This is a genomic window from Ruminococcus sp. AF37-20 (assembly GCF_003460465.1).
Taxonomy (GTDB): Bacteria; Bacillota; Clostridia; order Oscillospirales; family Ruminococcaceae; genus Hominimerdicola; species Hominimerdicola aceti.
In genome coordinates this window covers 1-23,118 of sequence record NZ_QTVE01000003.1, presented here as the reverse complement: position 1 = coordinate 23,118, position 23,118 = coordinate 1, and the positions used below count along the sequence as shown (strand labels likewise).

General features: G+C 41.4%; 20 protein-coding genes and 4 tRNA genes. 23 read left to right on the top strand and 1 reads right to left on the bottom strand.

Annotation, left to right across the window (positions count from 1 at the left end):
- Positions 1–3 precede the first annotated feature (3 nt).
- From DW015_RS02445 to DW015_RS02355, 19 genes are all read left to right on the top strand, one after another.
- The gene (locus tag DW015_RS02445) at positions 4–495 is read left to right on the top strand and encodes a hypothetical protein (protein ID WP_022288084.1); all 492 of its coding nucleotides are present in this window, start codon (positions 4–6) and stop codon (positions 493–495) included.
- Between the two features lie 197 nt (positions 496–692).
- A complete protein-coding gene (locus tag DW015_RS02440; RefSeq protein ID WP_117903938.1) occupies positions 693–2,051 on the top strand; it encodes a hemolysin family protein in 1,359 nt (452 codons plus the stop codon).
- 48 nt (positions 2,052–2,099) lie between these two features.
- Complete coding sequence (locus tag DW015_RS02435; protein WP_117903936.1) at positions 2,100–3,353, top strand: transglutaminase domain-containing protein; 1,254 nt, start codon at positions 2,100–2,102, stop codon at positions 3,351–3,353.
- Between the two features lie 127 nt (positions 3,354–3,480).
- Complete coding sequence (locus DW015_RS02430; RefSeq protein ID WP_117903934.1) at positions 3,481–4,503, top strand: hypothetical protein; 1,023 nt, start codon at positions 3,481–3,483, stop codon at positions 4,501–4,503.
- 273 nt (positions 4,504–4,776) lie between these two features.
- A tRNA-Val gene (locus tag DW015_RS02425) sits at positions 4,777–4,852 on the top strand.
- Between the two features lie 101 nt (positions 4,853–4,953).
- Positions 4,954–5,030: transfer RNA gene (locus DW015_RS02420), tRNA-Asp, on the top strand.
- Positions 5,031–5,037: 7 nt separating this feature from the next.
- Positions 5,038–5,113, top strand: a tRNA-Phe gene (locus DW015_RS02415).
- Between the two features lie 3 nt (positions 5,114–5,116).
- A tRNA-Gly gene (locus DW015_RS02410) sits at positions 5,117–5,192 on the top strand.
- A gap of 323 nt (positions 5,193–5,515) precedes the next feature.
- Positions 5,516–6,529: a helix-turn-helix transcriptional regulator gene (locus DW015_RS02405; RefSeq protein WP_117903932.1), complete on the top strand. Its 1,014-nt coding sequence runs from the start codon at positions 5,516–5,518 to the stop codon at positions 6,527–6,529.
- Positions 6,530–6,807: 278 nt separating this feature from the next.
- Positions 6,808–7,476, top strand: a complete 669-nt coding sequence (locus tag DW015_RS02400) for a M23 family metallopeptidase (protein ID WP_117904220.1) — start codon at positions 6,808–6,810, stop codon at positions 7,474–7,476.
- 256 nt (positions 7,477–7,732) lie between these two features.
- A complete protein-coding gene (locus DW015_RS02395; protein WP_117903930.1) occupies positions 7,733–8,959 on the top strand; it encodes a class I SAM-dependent rRNA methyltransferase in 1,227 nt (408 codons plus the stop codon).
- A 759-nt stretch (positions 8,960–9,718) separates the two neighbouring features.
- On the top strand, positions 9,719–12,346 hold the full coding sequence (ppdK, locus tag DW015_RS02390) for a pyruvate, phosphate dikinase (protein WP_117903928.1): 2,628 nt from the start codon (positions 9,719–9,721) through the stop codon (positions 12,344–12,346).
- 334 nt (positions 12,347–12,680) lie between these two features.
- On the top strand, positions 12,681–13,097 hold the full coding sequence (locus tag DW015_RS02385; protein ID WP_278305893.1) for a very short patch repair endonuclease: 417 nt from the start codon (positions 12,681–12,683) through the stop codon (positions 13,095–13,097).
- Positions 13,090–14,040: a DNA (cytosine-5-)-methyltransferase gene (dcm, locus tag DW015_RS02380; protein WP_117903924.1), complete on the top strand. Its 951-nt coding sequence runs from the start codon at positions 13,090–13,092 to the stop codon at positions 14,038–14,040. Before DW015_RS02385 ends, dcm (DW015_RS02380) begins: the two co-directional genes overlap by 8 nt.
- A gap of 6 nt (positions 14,041–14,046) precedes the next feature.
- Entirely contained in the window at positions 14,047–15,168 is a 1,122-nt protein-coding gene (gene dcm / locus DW015_RS02375) for a DNA (cytosine-5-)-methyltransferase (RefSeq protein ID WP_117903922.1), read from the top strand.
- Between the two features lie 23 nt (positions 15,169–15,191).
- Positions 15,192–15,806: a hypothetical protein gene (locus DW015_RS02370; protein ID WP_117903920.1), complete on the top strand. Its 615-nt coding sequence runs from the start codon at positions 15,192–15,194 to the stop codon at positions 15,804–15,806.
- A gap of 15 nt (positions 15,807–15,821) precedes the next feature.
- The gene (locus DW015_RS02365) at positions 15,822–16,895 is read left to right on the top strand and encodes an HpaII family restriction endonuclease (protein ID WP_117903918.1); all 1,074 of its coding nucleotides are present in this window, start codon (positions 15,822–15,824) and stop codon (positions 16,893–16,895) included.
- A 27-nt stretch (positions 16,896–16,922) separates the two neighbouring features.
- Entirely contained in the window at positions 16,923–18,362 is a 1,440-nt protein-coding gene (locus DW015_RS02360; RefSeq protein ID WP_117903916.1) for an ATP-binding protein, read from the top strand.
- A gap of 88 nt (positions 18,363–18,450) precedes the next feature.
- A complete protein-coding gene (locus DW015_RS02355; protein ID WP_117903914.1) occupies positions 18,451–19,182 on the top strand; it encodes an HNH endonuclease in 732 nt (243 codons plus the stop codon).
- Between the two features lie 239 nt (positions 19,183–19,421).
- Here the strand turns inward: DW015_RS02355 and DW015_RS02350 are convergent, their stop codons facing one another.
- Positions 19,422–20,540 carry a DUF6076 domain-containing protein gene (locus DW015_RS02350; RefSeq protein WP_117903912.1) on the bottom strand — a complete coding sequence of 373 codons (1,119 nt, stop codon included), beginning with the start codon at positions 20,538–20,540 and terminating at the stop codon, positions 19,422–19,424.
- Positions 20,541–20,809: 269 nt separating this feature from the next.
- Here DW015_RS02350 and DW015_RS02345 point away from each other — a divergent pair, with 269 nt between their 5' ends.
- The 4 genes from DW015_RS02345 to DW015_RS02335 form a co-directional block, all read left to right on the top strand.
- Complete coding sequence (locus DW015_RS02345) at positions 20,810–21,253, top strand: hypothetical protein (RefSeq protein ID WP_117903910.1); 444 nt, start codon at positions 20,810–20,812, stop codon at positions 21,251–21,253.
- Between the two features lie 658 nt (positions 21,254–21,911).
- On the top strand, positions 21,912–22,307 hold the full coding sequence (locus tag DW015_RS02340; RefSeq protein ID WP_117903908.1) for a hypothetical protein: 396 nt from the start codon (positions 21,912–21,914) through the stop codon (positions 22,305–22,307).
- Between the two features lie 130 nt (positions 22,308–22,437).
- Positions 22,438–22,566, top strand: coding sequence for a hypothetical protein (locus DW015_RS13840; RefSeq protein WP_256320378.1), 129 nt, complete (start codon positions 22,438–22,440; stop codon positions 22,564–22,566).
- Positions 22,567–22,588: 22 nt separating this feature from the next.
- On the top strand, positions 22,589–23,118 hold a 530-nt coding region (locus DW015_RS02335; protein ID WP_147338130.1), incomplete at its 3' end, for a recombinase family protein.

Below are 23,118 nucleotides of genomic sequence, written 5' to 3'. Positions count from 1 at the left end.
AAAATGACGGTAGAGGAAATACTTGAACTTATGGACGAACTGCTTGACAAGTCTTCAAGCGTGCCGTTTTCACAGAAAAAAATGATCGATGTTGAGCAGATGCGTGAATACATCGACAGCATAAGACTTAACCTTCCGGGTGAGATAAAGCGTGCAAAGGATATGACAAGAGATAAGAAAAATATCCTTACTGAGGCCAACAAGGAAGCCGAGGAGATCGTAAAGAAGGCTAAGGACGAGGCTAAGAAGCTTGTGGCTCAGGAGGAGATCATCAAGCAGGCGGCTGACTATGCAAAGCAGATAGCTGCGGAGGCTAACAAACAGGCTGCGGATATCGTTGAGCAGGCTAAGGCTAAGGACAAGGCTATCCGTGAGGCACTTTCTGAAAATCTTAACAAGTCGCTTTCTGAGGCGGCTGAGGTGCTTACAAAGAGCCTTAAGGACGTAAACACTACTAGGGACGCAGTTTCCAAGATAGGTGCGGCAGAGAAATAATATTGTTTGATGTAAGCAGATGGGCTTTGCGGCTCGTCTGCTTTTTTCATAACTAAAATTGCCCATATGAAATTCAGGCAGAATGTGAAAAATTGTGACAATATCTATTGACAAAGAAGCATATGTTGCCTATAATAAATAGTATATGATAAAAAGGCGAGCTTTTTCGCCTATGTGAAAGGGACGGTATTTTTTTTATGGACGATGTCGGGCGACTGTGGACGGGAATAGGTGTTTGTGCGGCGGTAATATTGCTTATGGCTTTTCTTACCTTGTGCGAAAATGCGGCTGTGGAGTTCAATGACGCAAAGCTAAAGAAAATGGCTGAGGAGGACAAAGACCCGAAGGCAATAAGGCTTGCGGCTTTGCTTGGCAGGACGGGCAGGGTAGTTGCGACAAACCTCATCGCACGTTCTATTATGATAATCGCAGTTTCGGTGGTGGGAGCGATCTACTTTTATGCACCGCTTTCAAATAAGCTTCACAAGCTTTTTGATGTATATACTCAGGCTTCGTATTATATTATCGGCATATGTTCATTTGTTATAATAAGCTGTCTGCTTGCTCTTGTTATATGCACTTTTGGCGTAGGCATACCAAAAAAGCTTTGCATTTCAGGCAAGGTGGGCGAGAGATTTATTCTAAATAGCTGTGTGGCTTACAAGGCACTTTTGGCGGTGTTCAGCCCGTTGGCAATAGTGAGCGGAGCGGTATCCGCAGGGATATTAAGGCTGTTCGGCGTTAAGTCAACAAACAAGGCGGATTCTGTCACTGAGGAAGAGATCCTCATGATGGTGGACGCTGTAAACGAAACGGGCGGTATCGAGGAAAGTCAGGCGGAAATGATAAGCAACATTTTTGATTTTGACGATATTGAAGTTCGTGAAGTTATGACGCACAGGACTGAAATGGTGGCTATCGAAGAAAATTCCACGCTGGCGGAGGCTGTGAAGCTTGTTATAGGCGAGGGCTTTTCGAGAATACCTGTTTACTGCGACAATGCCGACAACATAAGTGGTGTTATATTCGCAAAGGACTTGCTCAGGCTGGTGTTTGAAGAGGATAAGAAAGAACGTCCCGTAAAGGAGTTCATGAGAGATATAACCTTTGTGCCTGAAAGCAACAAGTGTGGTGAGCTTTTCAAAGAGTTCACTGAAGATAAGACACAGATAGCAGTTGTGGTGGACGATTACGGCGGAACAGCCGGTATCATTACTATGGAGGATCTGCTTGAAACTATCGTGGGTAGTATTCAGGACGAATATGATGACGAAACGGAGGAGATACAGAAGGTATCTTCTGATTGCTATGATATGGTAGGCACAGCGGCGTTTGACGACGTTATGGAGGCTCTTGGCAAGGAATATCACGGCGAGGTGGATTATGACACTATAGGCGGATTCGTTATGGACCTGCTGGGTCATGTGCCAGAGGATAACGAAAAGGTGACGGTGCATTGGGAAAACGTGGAGTTCAAGGTGCTGTCGATACATGAAAAGAAAATAGAACGGCTCAGGGCTGTGATAAAAAGAGATAATGAAGAGATCACGGACTAAGGGCTGAAAGATACAGACAGAATTTTGTGTAAAAATCGAGGACAAAAATTGAAAAAAAAGAAAATGGTCGCCGCGCTCACAGCGGCAGTGCTTATCTGCACATCGGGGTGCAGCTTAGGCGGAACGGGAGAGAAAAATAAAAACCGTTCAAAAAATACTTTTGTGAACACTCATGCGTATGTTGAAGCCGGTTCGGAAAGACATACTGAAACAGGGCTTGACAGCAGAAACGAGAGCTTTACGGCACTTGAGATACCTGACACGGCAGAGTATATCGCCGATTTTCTTTGTGCTGACGAAAAACGTGTGTTTTCACAGCTTTACAAAGGGCTGAGCGGATTTGAAAGCTCTGTGGAGCTGGCTGAGGGAGTTATAAGCAAGGACGATATCGGTGCGTTTATCTCCATGCTTACCTCGGCGTGTCCTTATATCGATTATATAGGTTCGCAGTATACTATCTGTATTGACGGAGATGGATATGTGACATCTGTGGAGGTCACATATGACAAGACCGCTGAGGAAGCGCAGGCTGAGAAAGAAAAGCTGGATAAAAAGGTCGGGGAGATACTTGCAGGCATTGAGCAGGGCTGGTCGGATTATGACAAGGTGCTGTATTTCCATGACAGCATAATTCTTGAGTGTAACTATGACGATACAGCAAAAAATTGCTATTCTGCATACGGCTGTCTTGTAGAGGGCAAGGCTGTGTGCGAGGGGTATGCAAAGGCTATGCAGATACTTTGCACCAAGGCAGGTATAAAGTGCATACCTGTGGCAGGCAAAGCCTATGACGGCGGAGCTGTTCAGCCACATTTATGGAACAAGGTCATGATAGACGGTGAATGGACGAACGTTGACCTCACTTGGGACGATCCTGTGACAGATGCAGGGGAGTACTATATCCGCTATGACTATTTTGGCATCACTGACGCCGAGTGTGCAAAAGACCATACAGCGGACGATAACAAGTTTTTGAACTATCCTGAGGCATTTTCCTCGGGGGCAAATTATTACAGAAGAAACGGTCTGTATGCTCAAAACGGTGATGATGTCGTTCAGATGATGTGCCGTTCTGTGGCGGAAGCAATGGCTGACAGTGGATATGCAAGGCTAAAATGTGCTGACAGTGAAATGTATGACAAGGCTGTGGATACTCTCTTTGATGAGAATAGCGGTGTTATCTTTGACGTGCTGCGGCGTGCATACAGTCAGGCTGGGGGAGATTGGTCTACCTCAAAATATGCGGTCATAAAAAATGACGAACTGTGTACTGTCACGATAATACTTTACAAAAATGAATAATTCTCTCAAAAGCAAAAAATATGCTCAAATGTGTTGAAATTTGCGGCGCTTTGTGATATAATAAATGTATTAGTGCGATAAAATATGATATTTTGGATATATCTTGGAAAGGAATGTTATTTTTAGTATGAGCAGTGCTACTAAGCAGAAGTCATCAGCAGGCAAGAACGTGCTGATATTCTTTATTGTTTTTATTATTCTGGAAATGCTTATAGTTGTGGGAGTGGGACGTGTTTTCAAAAACAAGAATGTTACACCGAGCATTGCAGGCTATAGCCTGTACATAATGAACGGTGACGGCATGGGTGACAGAGTTCCTGACGGCTCACTTGTTATCACATCGAACATGACCCCTAGCACAGACAAGATAGGCGAGGCAGTTGTGTGCGAGAACGTGCCTGATATTGGAACAAGCGTGTTCTGGCTTTATGACATCACTTCAACTGACGATAACAACGGCGTTGTTTACACTGTTTATCAGGAAAAAGACCCTGCAAAGCTTTATGAGATAAGCTCAAAGAACGTTGTGGGCGTAGCTTCTACATATTACATGACAGCAGGCAAGGTGCTTACGTTCATGTCGTCAACATTCGGCATGATAGTGTGCGCTGTTGTTCCTATATTCCTGCTGGTTGTTATCGAGCTTATAATTGCTATCGCTACTCATTCTTCAGATGATGAGGAAGAGGACGATGACGAGGAAGAACCTGCAGAGAGCGTTACTCTTGACGATTTCCTGTTCGGCGGCGAGAACGAGGGCGAGCAGATCGCAAAACATCGTAAGCACGTTGACGACGAGATAGCTTCTCACCACAAGGCTGAGCCTGAGGGTGAAGAGAAGGCTGAAACGGAGGAAGTTATCGAGGAAGTAGAAGAGGCTGAGGAAACTATATTTGAAAGACCTGCGGAAAAGGAAGAGCGTGCTGAGATAGACCGTTCTTACTACGAGAGAGCTTCACAGCTTCTTGACGAGGCGGCTTCAACTGAGGGTACTGTAGCCCCTGAGCCTGAGAAAAAGCCTGTGCCAAAGGCAAAACCTGCGGCAAAGCCTGCACAGCAGACAAAGACAGCGTCAGCTTCCTTGGAGGAACTTATGAAGCTTATGGAGCAGGAGCAGGAAAAGCTCAAAAAACAGCTTGATAAAAAATAATTCTTGAAAAAATTTTATCCGTCGGGCGTGTGGCTCGGCGGATTTTTTTGTGAGAAAGCCTGATGAAAAAAGCGCATTTCAAGGCAAAAAATGCGGCTTTGATGTTGCAAATGCACATAAGTTTTTAAAAATATTGAACTAGCATTGTAAAATGATACAAAACATAAAAAATATCAAAAAAAGTGTTGACAAACAGGGTGGGATAGTGTATAATAGATACTGTTGTGAGGGACACAACAAAACAAAGTCCTGAAAACAACAAACCAGCTAAAAGGGAGCATAGCTCAGCTGGGAGAGCATCTGCCTTACAAGCAGAGGGTCACAGGTTCGAGCCCTGTTGTTCCCACCAATTATTTCGTGACAGGTAAAGAGATTTGCCTGTCAACGATAATAATTATTCTTCATTCTCGGAGAGCTGAACTCGAAAAGTTTGAAGTTATTTTTTTCAATGGCCGGGTAGTTCAGCTGGTTAGAACGCTAGCCTGTCACGCTAGAGGTCGTGGGTTCGAGCCCCATTCCGGTCGCCATTGTTTTGCTTCTGTAGCTCAGTCGGTAGAGCAGAGGACTGAAAATCCTCGTGTCGATGGTTCGATTCCGTCCGGAAGCACCAAATGCGGATTTAGCTCATCTGGTAGAGCGCCACCTTGCCAAGGTGGAGGTAGCGAGTTCGAGCCTCGTAATCCGCTCCAAAAAAGTCCTTACGATCAGTAAGGACTTAATATTTTTTGCGGGTTTATTTCAATTACCAGAATACTTTTCTTCCTGAAAGGAGATGGAGGTGCGACCCCTCTGACCCGCTCCAGTAACGCCTTGCTTTTTAGCAGGGCGATTTTTTGTGCTGTTTTGTGGGTGTGGATAGGGCAGTGATAAGATGAAAAAGATGCGAAAAAGTGCGTAGATAGGCGGCTTGACTGACAGTCCAGCCCGATTTTATTGACATTTTCAAAGCCTTGGGCTATAATGTTGACCATAGAGAGCGCACTCTGAATTATGCTGAAAGGTGACGATGAAAATGGAAGATAAATCTACACTGGGAAAATTTATTCAGACAAAAAGAAAAGAACTTGGCTTATCACAGAAAGAGCTTGCAAAGGCGCTTTATGTTACAGAGTCGGCTGTGTCAAAGTGGGAACGTGGTATATCTTATCCTGACATAACCATGATATCAGGCATATGCGAGGTCTTGCACATTTCTGAGCATGAGCTTTGCACTGCAAGCGAGGATCGTCAGCAGAGGGAAGCCGACCTTATGGTGAAAAGCTATAAACGCTTCGTTCGTGGGTATACTATCATAACAGGACTTTGCTACCTTGGAGCGATAATACCGAGCTTCATTTATAATGTGGCACATGGGGGCATTGGTTGGTTTATGGTGCTTATCACGTCGCTTATGCTGACGTTTTCTATTATAAATGTGCCTGTGCTTGTGAGGGAGAATAGGGCATTGTGGACGCTTGGGGCTTCAACAGTTTCGCTTATGCTTCTTTACGCCGCAGGGTGCGTTTATTCACATGGGGATTGGTTTGTTATGGCGGTTCTTGGAACTCTTCTGGGGGAAGCTGTCGTGTTTCTGCCTTTCGTACTGAGGAGTGATGTGTTTGAAAAGTATGCAGGAAACTGCAAGGGGCTTATCTGCATGGCAGCGGATTCGGTGCTGACCTTTGCTTGCGTTATTTATGGTACTCTGAAATATGGTGACGTGGCAGACCTTCGTGAAGGCATGGCCGCTACGGTAGCTTGCGTGGCGTTGGTGTGGTCAGTGTTCCTTATTATAAGGTATCTGAAAGTGAACGGCTTTTTCAAGGGGGCACTTTGCTTTGTGGCATCTGCGGTATGGGTAGCGGCGATGACGGTGCTGAGTAATGCGTGGAACGGAATGAAACTGTCTGACATAATTTCACTGAAGGGTGCTGATAACGATCGCTATGATGTTATAGTCTGCATTTGTCTGATAGGAGTTGCGGCGGTGTTTGGTATCGCAGGGGTAGTGTTTAAGTTTGCGAGAAAGAGGTCGCAGGATAGATAAGTATAATAGAATAAGAGATATACAAAACGGATAGGGATAATTGGAACTATACAGAGATATTGGGACGTCGAGGGCACCGTCCCCTACATAAATGTGATCGGAAATAGGAAATACCGCACTTGGGTGAAAGCTTGGGTGCGGTATTTTTTATTTTGCTGTGAATATTTTACCCGTATATGTCAAAAATAATGCCAGAGGACTTATGCCGCCGATAGCATAAGACTGCCGTGGGCGCAACAGTGGCTGCGGAAATCATATCGGAGAAAGGTTTTGTGTGTATGAAAAAATTCAGTATCAGAAATTCACACGCAGGCAAGGCTCTGGGAGCGAAGGGTGTTTACATTACACTTGCGGCGTGTCTGCTGGCTCTTGGCGGTGCGGGTATAGCTGCATATAACAAGGCTATGGAGGATATCACCGACAATCTGACTATTTCGAGCGTTGACAGCACTGCGCCAAAGCAGGCTGATAACAAGAAAACGGACGTTAAAAAGGACGAAAGCTCCAAGCCGGATGTGGACATTCAGACGCAGCCAAATGTTATGCCTGTGAACGGTGAGATATTAGAGCCGTTTTCTAATGGCGAGCTTGTGAAGTCGGAAACTCTCGGCTACTGGAAAACCCATGACGGCGTTGATATCAAAGCTGACCTTGGCGAGCCTGTCAAGGCGATGAACAAGGGTGCTGTCACAAAGATATGGGACGACCCTCTGTGGGGCAACTGCATGACTATCGACCATGGAAACGGCATTGTAGGGCATTACTACAATCTGTCAAAGGAAATGTCCGTCAAGGAGGGCGACGAGGTGAATGCAGGGGAGGTCATAGGTGCTGTGGGCGACACTGCTCAGGCGGAAGTGGCAGAGCTTTCTCATCTGCACTTTGGCTTGAAAAAGAACGGTCAGTGGATAGACCCTATCGAGTTTATTGACCCTGCTGATAAATAAGCTTTCTTCATTTTGGCGCTTTGTAATACAAAGTGCTGATGTTATAATCCCCCATATAACGCCGCATCTGAAAATTTTCGGGTGCGGCGATACATATGTATTGCAGAATAGAGAGAATTGTGCTATAATTATACTTTAAGGCAATATTGCTGATGTTTTTACACAGAACATAGAGTGGTGGGACGCCGAGGGCGTCGTCCTCTACGGTCTGTTTTATATTGTGTGGATAATGTATAAATTATTGTGAGGTATAATAATGAAAAGCAAAAGAATCTATCCTGCGTTCACTATATCGAAAAAAGGGGAAATGTCCCTGAAAAACGGTCACCCATGGGTGTATTGTGACGAACTGAGAAACGAGCCTGAGGGCTTGAAAAACGGCGAGCTTTGCGATGTTTTCTCTGAAAAAGGTTCTTATCTTGGAACTGGTTTTCTCAGCCTTAACAGCAAGATAAGGATAAGGATCTTATCTGACAACGCAAATGAAAATTTCTCGGAAAACTTTTTCCGCAGACGTATCCGCTATGCTATAGATTACAGAAAAACTGTTATGGGAGACGATTTTTCGGCTTGCAGGCTTATTTTTGGTGAGGCTGACGGCATGCCGGGGCTTACTATCGACAAGTATGGAGATATACTTGTTTCGCAGGTGCTTTCCTACGGCATGGATATGATAAAGGATATGATATTCATGCTTCTTGTTGAAGAGCTTGAAAAGGACGGAGTTAAAGTTTTGGGCATAATGGAGCGTAACGATGTCGCTATCAGAAAGCTGGAGGGCTTGGAGCAGTACAAAGGCTGGTATAGGGCTGAATTTCTCCCTGAACCACCATCAAATATCACTGAGATAACGGAGAATGGCATACGCTATGAGGTCGATGTTGAGAACGGTCAGAAAACGGGATTTTTCCTTGACCAGAAATATAACCGACTTGCGGTATCGAAGATAGCAAAGGGCAAGAAGGTCCTTGACTGCTTTACCCACACAGGTTCGTTCGCACTCAATGCGGCAATGGGCGGTGCAAGGCACGTTACGGCGGTGGACGTTTCACAGTTCGCTGTTGATACGGCTAGGGAGAATGCTGAGAGAAACGGCTTGACGGACAGAATGGATTTTCTTTGCGCAGACGTTTTCGACCTGCTCCCGAAGCTTCTTGAGGAAAAGGCTGATTATGACATGATAATCCTCGACCCGCCCGCTTTCACAAAGAGCAGAAAGACAGTTGGAAGCGCTGAGAGGGGATATAAGGAGATAAACTACAGGGCGATGAGACTTCTGCCAAGGGGCGGATATCTTGCCACTTGCTCATGTTCGCATTTTATGGAGAACAGGCTGTTTGTGAAAATGGTAATGAGTGCTGCAAAGGACGCAGGCGTTCAGCTCAAGCTTATTGAAGCAAGACAGCAAGCCCCTGACCACCCGATACTTCTCAATGTGCCTGAAACGGATTATCTGAAATTTTATCTTTTTCAGGTGGTATAGGGTTGACAAATAAGCCGTAATGTGGTATAATATAGTTGTCGAAAGACCAGATATATCACAGTTGGTCTGCTGTGTTCGGACATAAGTCACAGGTATCTTGGGTATCTTGGCTTCCAGCCGACGAAATAGACTTTTCAGCCCTGCTGTTTTCAGCAGGGCTTTTTATTTTGCATTTTGGTGTTGACAAATGCAAGCAGATGTGTTACAATGAAAGTGTCGAAAGACCGCATATATCACAGTTTGTCTGCTGTGTTCGGACATAAGTCACAGGTATCTTGGGTATCTTGGCTTCCAGCCGACGAAATAGACTTTTCAGCCCTGCTTTTTTCAGCAGGGCTTTTTATTTGCATTTTGCTATTGACAAATGCTTGCGGATATGGTATGATATAGGTGGCTTAGAAATAAGCGTGGCGCACCCCGTTCAGCGCATTATAAATGTACGGCATATCATAAATTGCCGTTTGTCTGCGGTATCGGACATAAGTAGGTATTTTCTGCAGAGGCAGCTGCTTCCACCGACAAAATAGACGTTTTAGCCCTGTTGATTTCAGCAGGGCTTTTTTATGTGTTGATATTTAAAAACTGTCATATTGCACATAAAAAGTGAGCAAATATTGTATAAGATTTTATGTATAAAAGTGAGAAAAACCTATGGTAATTTGGCTTTAAATCTGTTATAATATATATGTAACCGTGGGCGACGGGATAATTGTGTCCGCACGCTTCGGAATTCAAAAAATTTTTGGAGGTAAAAAACCAATGGCAAAGAAGTATTGTTATCTTTTCTCTGAGGGTAATGCCAACATGAGAGAGCTTCTCGGCGGTAAGGGTGCTAACCTTGCTGAGATGACAAATATCGGTCTCCCTGTTCCTCAGGGCTTTACGATCACAACGGAAGCTTGTACTCAGTATTATGAGGACAACCGTGAGATCAATCCTGAGATCATGGCAGAGATCAACGAGTACATTGTAAAGATGGAAGAGATCACAGGCAAGAAGTTCGGTGACAAGGAGAACCCACTCCTCGTTTCTGTACGTTCAGGTGCTAGAGCATCAATGCCTGGTATGATGGATACAATCCTTAACCTCGGTCTTAACGAAGAAGTTGTTGAGACTATCGCTGCTCAGTCTGGTAATCCAAGATGGGCTTGGGACTGCTACAGAAGATTCATTCAGATGTATTCTGACGTAGTTATGGAAGTTGGTAAGAAGTATTTTGAAGAGCTTATCGACGAAATGAAGGCTAAGAAGGGCGTTAAGCAGGACGTTGAGCTGAACGCTGAGGATCTTAAGGAGCTGGCTAACCAGTTCAAGGCTGAGTACAAGTCTAAGATCGGTTCTGACTTCCCAACTGATCCTAAGGAGCAGCTCATGGGCGCTATCAAGGCTGTATTCCGTTCATGGGATAACCCAAGAGCTAACGTATACAGAAGAGATAACGATATCCCTTATTCATGGGGTACAGCAGTAAACGTTCAGTCCATGGCATTCGGTAACATGGGTGACGACTGCGGTACAGGTGTTGCATTCACAAGAGACCCAGCTACAGGTGCTAAGGGTCTGTTCGGTGAGTTCCTTACAAACGCACAGGGCGAGGACGTTGTTGCCGGTGTTCGTACACCAATGCACATCTCTGAAATGGAGCAGAAGTTCCCAGAGGCATTCGCTGAGTTCAACAAGGTTTGTAAGACACTTGAAGATCACTACAGAGATATGCAGGATATGGAGTTCACTGTTGAGCACGGTAAGCTTTATATGCTTCAGACAAGAAATGGTAAGAGAACTGCACAGGCTGCTCTTAAGATCGCTTGTGACCTCGTTGATGAGGGCATGAGAACTGAGGAAGAGGCTGTTGCAATGATCGACCCAAGAAACCTCGATACACTTCTTCACCCACAGTTCGACGCAAAGGCACTCAAGGCTGCTACTCCTATGGGCAAGGGTCTTGGCGCTTCTCCAGGAGCTGCTTGTGGTAAGATCGTATTCACAGCTGATGACGCTGAGGCTTGGAACGAGAGAGGCGAGAAGGTCGTTCTCGTAAGACTTGAGACATCACCTGAGGACATCACAGGTATGAAGGCTTCACAGGGTATCCTTACAGTTAGAGGCGGTATGACATCACACGCTGCCGTTGTTGCTCGTGGTATGGGTACATGCTGCGTATCTGGCTGCTCAGATATCGTTATGGACGAGGCTAACAAGAAGTTCACACTCGCAGGCAAGGAGTTCCACGAGGGTGACTACATTTCTATCGACGGTTCAACAGGTAACATCTACGATGGTATTATCCCAACTGTTGACGCTACAATCGCTGGCGAGTTCGGCAGGATCATGGGCTGGGCTGACAAGTTCAGAACAATGAAGGTTAGAACAAACGCAGATACTCCTGCTGACGCTAAGAAGGCAAGAGAGCTGGGTGCTGAGGGTATCGGTCTTTGCCGTACAGAGCACATGTTCTTTGATCCTGAGAGAATCGCTGCATTCAGAGAGATGATCTGCTCAGACGCAGTTGAAGAGAGAGAAGCTGCTCTTGCTAAGATCGAGCCAATGCAGCAGGCTGACTTCGAGGCTCTTTATGAGGCACTTGAGGGTAACCCTGTTACTATCAGATTCCTTGACCCACCACTTCACGAGTTCGTACCAACAGAAGAGGCTGATATTGAGGCTCTTGCTAAGGCACAGAACAAGCCTGTTGAGACTATCAAGGCTATCATCGCTTCACTCCACGAGTTCAACCCAATGATGGGTCACCGTGGCTGCCGTCTTGCAGTAACATATCCTGAGATCGCTAAGATGCAGACAAAGGCTGTTATCAAGGCTGCAATCAACGTTAAGAAGAATCACCCAGACTGGACAGTTAAGCCTGAGATCATGATCCCACTGGTAAATGATATCAAGGAGCTTAAGTATGTTAAGAAGTTCGTTGTTGAGACTGCTGACGCTGAGATCAAGGCTGCTGGCTCTGACCTTGAGTACGAGGTTGGTACAATGATTGAGATCCCAAGAGCTGCTCTTACAGCTGACGAGATCGCTAAGGAAGCTGACTTCTTCTGCTTCGGTACAAACGACCTTACACAGATGACATTCGGTTTCTCAAGAGATGACGCTGGTAAGTTCCTCAATGCTTACTATGATGCAAAGATCTACGAGAACGATCCATTTGCTAAGCTCGACCAGAACGGCGTAGGCAAGCTTATGGAAATGGCTCTTGAACTTGGTAAGCCAGTTAATCCAAAGCTCCACTGCGGTATCTGCGGCGAACACGGCGGCGACCCAACATCTGTTGAGTTCTGCAACAAGATCGGTCTTGACTATGTATCTTGCTCACCATTCAGAGTTCCAATTGCTAGACTTGCTGCTGCTCAGGCTGCTATTGCACAGAAATAAGCGAAATTTACAACTGCCCTTATATGAGTACACCTTTGGCTTTGAGGAAGCTCAGCACTACCGAAAAGCACAGGGATCGTATCTCAGACGAAACCAATGGGAAGATTTGACCGTTAAGGTTTGGGCGAATGTATAAATATGCTGATAAAACCTCCGTAGTTTTAATACTGCGGAGGTTTTTGTGTTGTGATAAAAGCAAAAACAATCATCAATTGTATAAGTCCTATCATTTTCAATAAGACCTTTAAATTTGCCGTTTGAGAGGATTTTTGAGTTGACTTGCGGTATTTTTGGTTGTATAATATAAATATATATCATAAAAGCGGTGATGTTTGTGAGCAAGAAAACACCCGAGCAAATCAGCTACAATATGAAACAAGTAAAAAGTAAAGGCTCGAAAATAGAAGTTATGCTGATGAAAGAACTGTGGTCGAGAGGATTGCGTTACCGTAAGAATGTCAAATCGGTTTATGGTAAACCCGACATTGCTTTTATTTGCAAGAAAGTAGCTGTGTTTTGCGACAGCGAATTTTGGCACGGATATAATTGGGAAGAACGCAAGCACGATTTCAAATCACATCAAGAGTTCTGGATTCCAAAGATTGAGAGAAATATTGAACGTGACCGTGAGGTGACAGCAAAACTTGAGTTGGACGGCTGGACGGTCTTGCGATTTTGGGGCAAAGATATAAAAAAGAACTTGTCCGAGTGTGCGGACATTATAGAAAAAACGGTAAGAAATAATGGGTAAACCTACGGTAGTAAGTTTGTTTTCGGGTATCGGCGGGATAGACCTTGCCTTTAAGCAGGTAGGGTTTGAAATAATTTGGGCGAACGATATTGACAAGTTTGCCTGCATCACATACCGAAACAACTTTGCCGATACCGATGTTGTCTGTGCCGATATTTCACAAATCAGTGCAGAAAGAATTCCTAAAGCTGATGTTTTGGTTGCGGGGTTCCCCTGCCAAAGTTTTTCCCTTATGGGATATCAGCGTGGTTTTAAAGACCCAAGAGGTAATCTGTTCTTTGAAATTGCACGTGTTGCTGATGCAATAAAACCGAAAGTGATTTTCCTTGAAAATGTTCGTAACTTGATTTACCATGACAATGGTCGGACGTTTATAACGATTTTCAATACGCTTGCCGAACTCGGATATGAAGTCAAATATGATGTAGAAAATGCCTGCACGCATGGCAACATTCCGCAGGAACGCAGACGAACATTTATAGTTGCTTTTCTCAATCTTGAAATGCTTGATAGGTTTTCATTCCCCAAAGAAATAGAATTAACCAAAAGCATAGATAGTATTATCAACCGTTCAATTAAGCATAATGATATTTATTACTATAGTTTGGACAGCAAGTATTACACTTTGCTAAACAGCCGAATTATTGATAAAACAGGAATATACCGCATTGATGACAGCGGTGTGGCCAAAAAGAAATATGATATATCACCCACGCTCAAAGCAAATATGGGGACATATCATGACAGAGTTCCGATTATCAGAGATGACTACGGAATAAGAAAGTTGACACCATATGAATGTTTGGCATTACAAGGTTTCTCGGATGATTTTAAGTTTTCGGGTATTCCGATAGAGCAAGCATATAAGCAGTGCGGAAATACGGTATGTGTTCCCGTTGTAAAAAGGATTGTCGACCATATTTACAAAGCATTAAAGGAGTAATTTAAAATGAGCAGAAAATACAAAACAATAGATTTATGTGCCGGTATCGGAGGTATTCGCAGAGGCTTCGAACTGGCAGGATGTTTTAAAAATGTATTGTCTGCTGAGATAGATAAGAATGCTTGCCTTACATACGAGCATCTGTATGGCGAAAATCCTATGCATGATATTACAACCGAAGAATTCAAGCAAAAGGTTGTCAACACGTCTTATGATGTGCTCCTCGCAGGATTTCCTTGTCAAGCATTCAGCCGTGCCGGTAAGCAGGAAGGTTTCCTTGATAAGACAAGAGGAACTCTTTTCTTTGATATTGCCGAAATAATAAAGCGTTCCAACCCAAAAGCTTTTATGCTTGAGAATGTGGATAACCTCATAACTCATCAAAAAGGACAGACATTTGCAACGATTATTGATGTTCTCGTAAACGGTTTGAATTATAAAGTTATCGGAGTGGTTAAGGACGAGCAGACAGGAAAGCTTGTATATGTTCCAAAAAATTTTGTTAGGAACTCAAGAAATTTCGGAGTTCCACAAAACAGACCTAGAGTTTACATAATGGGATTCAGCAGAGATTATTATGGAGATGCCGTTGATAATCTTCCAAACGAACTTCCGATTTGCAGAAAAAAACCTATATATGAAGACCTTCGCAACTTACTGGAAATGGATGCCGATGACAAGTATTTTCTGTCTTCGGGTTATGTGGAAACACTTGAACGTCATAAGGCAAGACACGAAAGCAAGGGAAACGGCTTCGGATATAAAATCGTAAACCTTCCCGAGATTGAACACCCTGTTTCCAATGCTATTCTTGCGACAGGCGGCTCTGGTAAAGAACGAAATCTCGTTATTGACCCCAAAGAAGGTGTTGCAGGTAAGGTTGTTACTTCAAAGCAGACTCCACTCAATGACAAAGGTATCAGAGCTATGACACCGAGAGAATGGGGAAAGTTGCAAGGCTTTGTAAATTACGCTTTCATTGACAAAAAAACGGGAGAAGATAAGTTCAGTTTCCCCGAGAAACTTGCCGACGGTCCAAAATACAAGCAGTTTGGCAATGCTGTTACAATTCCGGCTGTCGAGGAAATGGCTAAGTTTATGAAGAAGTGTTTGAAACAGCTGGAATAAATTCAATAAGGGAGATAAGTTTTATGGCAACCAAAAACAAATTACGAGAATATCATATAGTAAAAGCAAAATCTAAATCAAGTGTCATATTTACTGAACATATTTCTGATGATTTTACAACAATATCGGCAGCAAGCCCATCAAAGTATGTTAAATATTGTTGGGCGAAATATGAGTCATACGCTTCGACTCAAAAGCAGAATAATGCCATGAACGGAAAGGTATTTGAATTAATTATCGAAACTTGTCTCTTTAGAGAAAAGATTACACCAATGTTTTTGCAAGCAAAGGTTACTTTTGTTCCAAATGTCGATTTTGATGTGATATGTTTTACAGAAGAACAATATCCTATTGCAATAAGTTTGAAAACAAGTTTAAGAGAAAGATATAAACAAGCCGACTTGGAGGCTATAGCACTGAAATATGTACACAGAAATGCCAAAAATTACTTGATTATGTTAAAATCGGATGAAACAGCATCTTTGAAACAAAAGCTTAAAAAAGGGGAACTTTTGGGAATCAATGAGGTAATTGCCGCCGATGATGTTGAATTTGATGAATTTGTTGATAATATGAAGAAAAACAAATATATCAATCCCGGGAAAGTAGATATCATCACTGGGAATCTTGTGAAATAATGGAGGTGACAACGGATGACAGGAAATATCGGCGAATGGAGCGAACTTTACACTTTGTTTAAACTGCTTGCGGACGGAAAGTTATATGCTGCAGATGCAAATACAAATAAGATACCCGAAATATATTATGATGTTCTGAAAGTAATACGTGCGCAGAAAAGCGACAAACTTGAATATTGTCGTGAATCTGAAGTAAAGATTGTTAACGCTGAAAATGGCAAAGTCATTTGTTCTGTTCCTATTGAAAAATTCATTGAACAGACGGATATTCTGCTAAATGGATTAAAGGGTCAAAAGAAAGCCAAAGGAGCATTTGAATTACCCGAGGTATGGAGTTTTGCGGAGTCGATAAATTGCAAAACATTAAAGGCAAAGTCGCAGGATAAAGCGGATATTGTGCTTATGGTTCACGATATTATGTGTGGCAGAGATGATACTTTTGGATTTAGCATTAAATCACAGCTTGGAAGTCCGTCAACCTTGTTCAATGCTTCGAGAGCTACAAACTTTATATTTAAATTGAATGGACATATGATGACCGAAAGGGAAAAATCTATTTTCCACGAATATAAGTTCTTTAAGGATAAATTTGATTATCTTAAATCATTGGGCGGCAGTATTAAATTTATCAATACGGAAAATGAAATCCTTAACTTTAATTTGAAAATGGTTATGCCGGAAATGCCAAACGTTTTTGCTGAAATGATGCGAGTTTACTTTGAAGGCAAGTCAAGTTCCATTTCCGAGTTAACCGATATTGTGGCGGAATCTGATGTTGTTCACACTCTTGACAACAAGGTTTTTCTGCGTCACAAAGTAAAAGAATTACTCACAAATATAGCACTCGGAATGGTACCAAATACCCTGTGGACTGGAGATTATGAGGCTACAGGAGGATATATCATTGTTAAAGAAGACGGAGATGTTGTATGTTACCACATTTACAATCATAATGCCTTTAAAAATTATCTTTACGCCAATACTAGATTTGATACGCCGAGCAAAAGCAAACATGGATTCGGTACGATTTATGAGAAGAACGGAGAACAGTATTTAAAGCTAAATGTGCAGATTAGATTTTTGAAATAGATAATATGATTCTTGGGAGGTATAAAAATGTTCAATTCGATTGAAATCAATTCTGATAGTCAATATAAACTATTAAACATAGAAGAAAGTCAATATTGTGATGTTAAATCAGAAATGATAGACCCCTCAAAATTATCTCAAACTATATCCGCATTTGCGAATGCAAGCGGAGGAGATATTTATGTTGGAATAAACGAAAACACTCGTACCAAGGAACGTTATTTCGGTGGATTTATTAGTATAGAAGAAACTAATAAATATATACAAGTTATGGAGTCACTTGAGGGATTAAACGCAAATTATGACATAACATATCTGCATATCAAAAACAATCATTATCTTATGCAGATAACAGTATTTAAGACAAATTCAATAGTAAAATCCTCGGATAGTACAATCTATATAAGAAAAGGTGCACAAAACATTAAAATAAATGACCCTGATAAAATTAAACGATTGGAAATTGATAAGGGAATATTTCCTTATGAAAATGAGACAGTCCCAGAATCGGATATCCAAGATGCTATAGGTTCAAAGATATATGACGTATTTTATCATGCTGTTATTCCTAATATAGAAAAATACACTTGGTTAAGAACACAAAAATTATGTATAGATTCTAATTTAAACATAGCTGGTGTTATGTTATTTACCGACGAACCACAAATCGTGTTACCAAAACGTTCAGCCATAAAAATATTTAGATATAAAACAACTAAAACAGGTAGCAGAGATACACTTGATGGCAATCCAATAACAATTGAAGGAAGTGCATATGATCAAATATACGCTTCGGTACAAAAAGTTAAATCAATTATTGAATCAATAAAGAAGTTTGATACTACTTTTAGTGATATATCATATCCTGAAACTACTATTCACGAAATCATAACCAATGCTGTTCTTCACAGAGATTACAGCATTGCCAAAGATATTCAAGTCAGAATATATGATAACAGAGTCGAAGTGGAAAGCCCTGGAAAGTTAGCAGGTCATATCACATTAAAGAATATATTGTTTGAGCAATTTGCAAGAAATCCAAAAATTGTAAGACTCATAAACAAATTTCCTAATCCGCCAAACAAAGATGTTGGAGAAGGTCTCAATACGGCTTTTAAAGCAATGAAGGAATTAAGACTAAAGCAGCCGGAAATCATTGAAACCGAAACATCTGTTATTGTAATAATAAAACACGAAAAGCTTTCTTCGCCAGAAGAAACAATTATGAATTACATGAAAAGTCATAGTGAAATCACCAATAAAATTGGCAGAGAAATAACAGGAATTGAATCTGAAAACGTTATGAAACGGGTTTTCTGGAAATTGAGAGATGCCCAAATGTTAGAAATGATACCAAATCGAAAAGGAAGTAAGTCAGCTTGGCAATTAGTTCAAGGAGCTAATGTAGATGAGTATATAGAACGAGAGCAATTGGGGTATGAACAATTGTCATTATTCGAAGAATGATTATTGTGATTTTTAGGTAAATGCATTTTATATAACTCAAATTAATTGGTAGATTCACTATAAAAACATAAACTAAGAAGGTGTTTTTTTGTATAAGCAAAGTGATTTTTCCCATTGGATGAAGCAAACGACAAAGTTATCCGATGCTTCAATATACAAATACATGCTTGCAGTCGGAAACATTTCCAAGGATATGCAATCAGAAAATGTTATAACAAAAGAATTGATTGAAATGAATCTTGCAGAACTTGATACAGTTATACCGATAATTCTGAACAATAAATATTTTATCGAGAAAAATACTCGTGGAAATAATATGTATAGCAACGCTTTAAAGCAATTTAGAGGTTTTGTTGCAACAATTGATGACAGAGAAATCAGCTATAAATCAATTATAGACAGCATAGAAAAGGATAACCGTTTGTCTGTTACCGAACGTGATTCATTGATACATTCAAGAATTGGACAGGGTCAATTTCGTGACAACCTTTTGAAAAAGTATTCTTCTTCGTGTATTGTAACAGGAATTAACCTTAAGAGAGTGCTCGTTGCAAGTCATATTAAACCGTGGGCAGTCAGTAACAATCAAGAACGTTTGAGCTGTGAAAACGGATTTCTATTGAGTGCAACGTTTGACCGTCTTTTGGATAGTGGATTTATTTCGTTTAAAGATGATGGTACTATGATTATTTCTCATTATGTCGATTATTCAAATAGGTCACGACTGCATATTTCAAATGATACTAAGGTGAATTTATTGGCTTCATCTGAATTGTTACATAATCTTGAATATCATAGAGATGTAATTTTTATAAAGTAGCCATAAAACAAGGTTTTATAAGCCAAAGCTACTTTTGTCAATAAAAAACTGAGCGCTTGTCTGTTAACTGCATCTAATATGAAGTTTCAATGATAGCATATTTAAATTAATAGGAGAGGTTTGCATATGTAACTACAAGGGACTGCTGCAGCTGTAACAGTCCCTGTTTTTAAATCCGTATAATTGAGATTTGACTAATTCGGATTATAATATTAGTTTTCTTGTAATGAAACTGTTCATCACTTCCCCTCAAAACTGTTATCCAACCATATTTTAAACTCTTCAAAAGTAATCTGACCATCAATGCACTCGTCACGTTTCAGCATAGCTTGATATTTCCACTTTTTAAAAGCAGCCGGTTTCATACTTCCGGTTTTGCTTCTTGCATAAAACCTTTTGTAATACCTTGAGTAAAGCTTAACAGCATCGTTACTGTGAGTTTTCTCAAGGTATTTTTTTCGTGACGCAAGCGTCTGACAATTAAACGTTTCTCCGTCGGGAATTCTGTTACAATACTGTGTGTTGTAATTGCCTTTGATAATAAAAAATTTTCCGCAGTAACCGCATCGTTTGATTTTAGCATTTGCCACCAGCATTTCCTTGAAGGCGAGCATTAACAAATCCTCTACTGTACTGCAAAGATAGACAACCTCAACACCTCGTCCTATGACATCGGGTAACAGCGATGTTAATGCATCAAGGCCGTAATCTTTTTCAAACGGACTTGCAAATTCATTTGTGATTTTCATTATTACAGAATTGTCTCCATGCTCCTTCGCCAGTACTATTGCATCGCTTACTTCCTCGGAACTGTATTTTGCATAAACTTGTTCACCGATTCTTCTTGCCATAGCTACTGTATGTTTTGACAGCGTATCTAAATAATTATTCTTGATATGTTCAAAAGCAAATTTTTGTGTAAGCGTTTGTGGGAACGGTCTTTCAGGATAGATTTCATTGAAAAGCATCAGTCTTTGTGCCGCAGTATACTGACTGAATTCATCGGGATAAAAATCCTTGTCAAAGCAAAACATTGATAACTTTTGAAACTGCCGCTGAACGTCATACAGATATGTATGATATTGAACAGAACCTTGTTCGTCAAATATACTGGGCTCTGTCATCTTGCAGTAAGTGTGACTTTCAAGTTTGTCAACAGGCATTTCTATAAACTTCAAAAACTCTTCTACATATTCACTTTTTCTCTGATCATCAATCGTGAACTTAATATTAAACTGCAGCTCGTCTGTATTAACGCTCACTTCAAGTTTTTGTTCACTGAAAGCAATACTGCGATTGCTTTTGCGAATGCCATAATATTTATCCGCATTTTCAAAATCAAATTCTTCGTATTTCATAGCGTGCCTCGATAAATCCTTTTTATTTATTATATATCCGCATTCAGGTTTTGTCAACTATATTTTAGAAAATCAATATTTTCTAAAATCAGATAATTAACATCATTCGACAGAAAATGCGACCAAAGTCTTTACAAACATATTTCGAGGTGTTATTATATATATGCATCAATAGAAAATATTCGGTTTAAGAATAACATTTTCTATAGTATCTTGAAAATTAAATCCCACGCAGGAGAGATACCGAGCGGCGAAGTACAGCGAAGATCGTGCAGGAGGAACAGAAACGTATCAAGCTTGGAAAAACGTCCTTAAGTCAAACAAGACTTTCTGACAGAAACTGTACTGTTGTGGGGCAGAAGAAAAAAATAAAAATGAAAAACGAAAGGAAGATGCATATGAAAACCGTCAACGAGAAATTCTACAGAAGATATATTGAACCGACATTCCCGGCAGCAATATATGATGACATCACACCGCAGGAGTTCATGGTGATGACTGTACTTTACAGCGACTACGATTACGATGAAAAGTGTGCGACGGTAAGTCGCAGAGATATTGCCCAGACCTGTAATATGTCCGTGAGAAACATCGACCGCATACTTAGTCAGCTTGTAAAGAAAGATCTCATAAGAGTGCAGAAACGTTATGCACCAAGCGGCAGGCAGATAGAAAATTCCTACAAGCTGATTTATCGTGATTACAGATCATGAATTGCGATACCCTCTGTGTCACAGCGCAATACCTTTAAGGATTAATACTAACTAATATTATTAATAGCAGAAGAAAGAATATCTATACTTGCTAAGAGGTGAGTAACAAAACAGAATTGGCAGATAGGTTCGCTGATTGACAGTCCGCCTTTTCTCTTCTGCGAATAAGAATGGGGATGTTCAGCAGTCAAAACAGTATTCATAAATGTCATCGCAACACAACGGCGATATTTGCCCTTTTCACTCGTAGTAGGGTAAACCATACCACCTTAGGCGGTACAAGCCCACACACGCCGATTGTGCGCGTTGTACGAGGTGATAAACGCGAAGTTCGGAAATCAGTTAAAAAGCACATCGGAAACCGGATATGTTGGTTATGAACAAATTTCCGATTTGCCGCATGACGATGAAAGTGAAATATTTCATTGCAGGTTAAAGTCATGGCGTCTGAAGCCGCCATGACTCTCACAGCGGACAGCAAAGCTGACCGCAAATATGCCGTAAAGACGCAGTTTTTGCCTTGGTCTTGTGTATATTTTAGGCAGTCGCCTCATGGAGTCAAAATACGGCTTTTTACGAAAATCAGGGGTCGTAAGTGCAGAAATGTGCGTAAAAGCAGCATATTTTCAGGAGTCGTGAGAAAAAAGGGAGCGGATTTATGGCAAAAGAAAAAATGGCTGTGTATTTTCAGCCGGAAACAATTAAAAAGATCGAACAGGAGTATAAAGAGGATAATTGTGCCTCGAAAACAGAATTTATTGAGAAAGCCGTGAAGTTTTACATCGGCTACCTTCGTCAGCAGGAAGAGGTAAACTACCTCTCCCCACTGATTACGGAAACGGTCAAGGCACAGATAAAAGGTACAGAACAGCGGCTTGCCCGTCTGCTTTTCAAAGTCGCAGTGGAGCTTGGAAAGCTGTCGCATATGACTGCGGCGATAAATGATGTTGATGATGAAACATTGCAAAGTCTGCACGTTATGTGCGTAAACGAAGTACGGAAGATCAATGGAATTATCGATTACGAGGATGCTGTGCAGTATCAAAGAGATTAAATCAGAGGTGCCAAGAAAACAGTATGTGATTTTTATTGATAATGCTACAAGTAAAGAGAAAAATTTGGTTGCAGTTGGTGATTACATTGTGGCTGAAAAAATAGTAAAATTGTAGTACGGAGGTAACTTATTGAAGATCGAATTTGAGTATGAGGTAAGGCTGATGATCGAAATTCTCTTTGAAAAAGGCTTGATAAATCAGCCTACATACCTCAACATTATCAGAAATTTTGACAATCAAAAGCAAAAGAGTGCATGACTTTGAAAGGACAGGTGACTGAATGTACACAACATTAAAGCCAGACAGGAACAGACAACGAACGGTTGTGTTTTACGGACGAGTATCCACCGAGCACGAGGCTCAGATCTCCGCTCTGGAAAATCAGCTTCAATGGTATGACGATCAAGCAAAACAGCATAATAACTGGAACGTTATCGACAAATACATTGACGAAGGAATTACGGGAACGCAGGCTAAGAAAAGACCGTCGTTCCTGCAAATGATCGAGGACGCACGGCAAGGAAAATTCGATCTTATAGTTACAAGAGAGGTATGTCGATTCGCACGAAATACGGTTGACACGCTGACGTTTACTCGTGAGCTAAAAAACTTGGGTATTGAGGTTTACTTTGTTGAGGACAACATCTGGACAATGGACGGTGACGGAGAACTCAGACTTACGCTTATGGCTACTCTTGCACAGGACGAGAGTAGAAAAATTTCTGAGCGAGTTCGTGCGGGACAATATATCAGCCGCGAGAACTGGTTTTGTCAATATCACTTGACACATTTTATTCGAACAAGAATTAT

Coding starts and splice junctions, on each gene's coding strand:
- dcm (WP_117903924.1), top strand. CDS start 13,090: ATGGGTAAACCTACGGTAGTAAGTTTGTTTTCGGGTATCGGCGGGATA.
- DW015_RS02440 (WP_117903938.1), top strand. CDS start 693: ATGGACGATGTCGGGCGACTGTGGACGGGAATAGGTGTTTGTGCGGCG.
- DW015_RS02365 (WP_117903918.1), top strand. CDS start 15,822: ATGACAGGAAATATCGGCGAATGGAGCGAACTTTACACTTTGTTTAAA.
- DW015_RS02360 (WP_117903916.1), top strand. CDS start 16,923: ATGTTCAATTCGATTGAAATCAATTCTGATAGTCAATATAAACTATTA.
- DW015_RS02405 (WP_117903932.1), top strand. CDS start 5,516: ATGGAAGATAAATCTACACTGGGAAAATTTATTCAGACAAAAAGAAAA.
- DW015_RS02395 (WP_117903930.1), top strand. CDS start 7,733: ATGAAAAGCAAAAGAATCTATCCTGCGTTCACTATATCGAAAAAAGGG.
- DW015_RS02340 (WP_117903908.1), top strand. CDS start 21,912: ATGGCAAAAGAAAAAATGGCTGTGTATTTTCAGCCGGAAACAATTAAA.
- ppdK (WP_117903928.1), top strand. CDS start 9,719: ATGGCAAAGAAGTATTGTTATCTTTTCTCTGAGGGTAATGCCAACATG.
- DW015_RS02430 (WP_117903934.1), top strand. CDS start 3,481: ATGAGCAGTGCTACTAAGCAGAAGTCATCAGCAGGCAAGAACGTGCTG.
- DW015_RS02445 (WP_022288084.1), top strand. CDS start 4: ATGACGGTAGAGGAAATACTTGAACTTATGGACGAACTGCTTGACAAG.
- dcm (WP_117903922.1), top strand. CDS start 14,047: ATGAGCAGAAAATACAAAACAATAGATTTATGTGCCGGTATCGGAGGT.
- DW015_RS02400 (WP_117904220.1), top strand. CDS start 6,808: ATGAAAAAATTCAGTATCAGAAATTCACACGCAGGCAAGGCTCTGGGA.
- DW015_RS02370 (WP_117903920.1), top strand. CDS start 15,192: ATGGCAACCAAAAACAAATTACGAGAATATCATATAGTAAAAGCAAAA.
- DW015_RS02350 (WP_117903912.1), bottom strand. CDS start 20,540: ATGAAATACGAAGAATTTGATTTTGAAAATGCGGATAAATATTATGGC.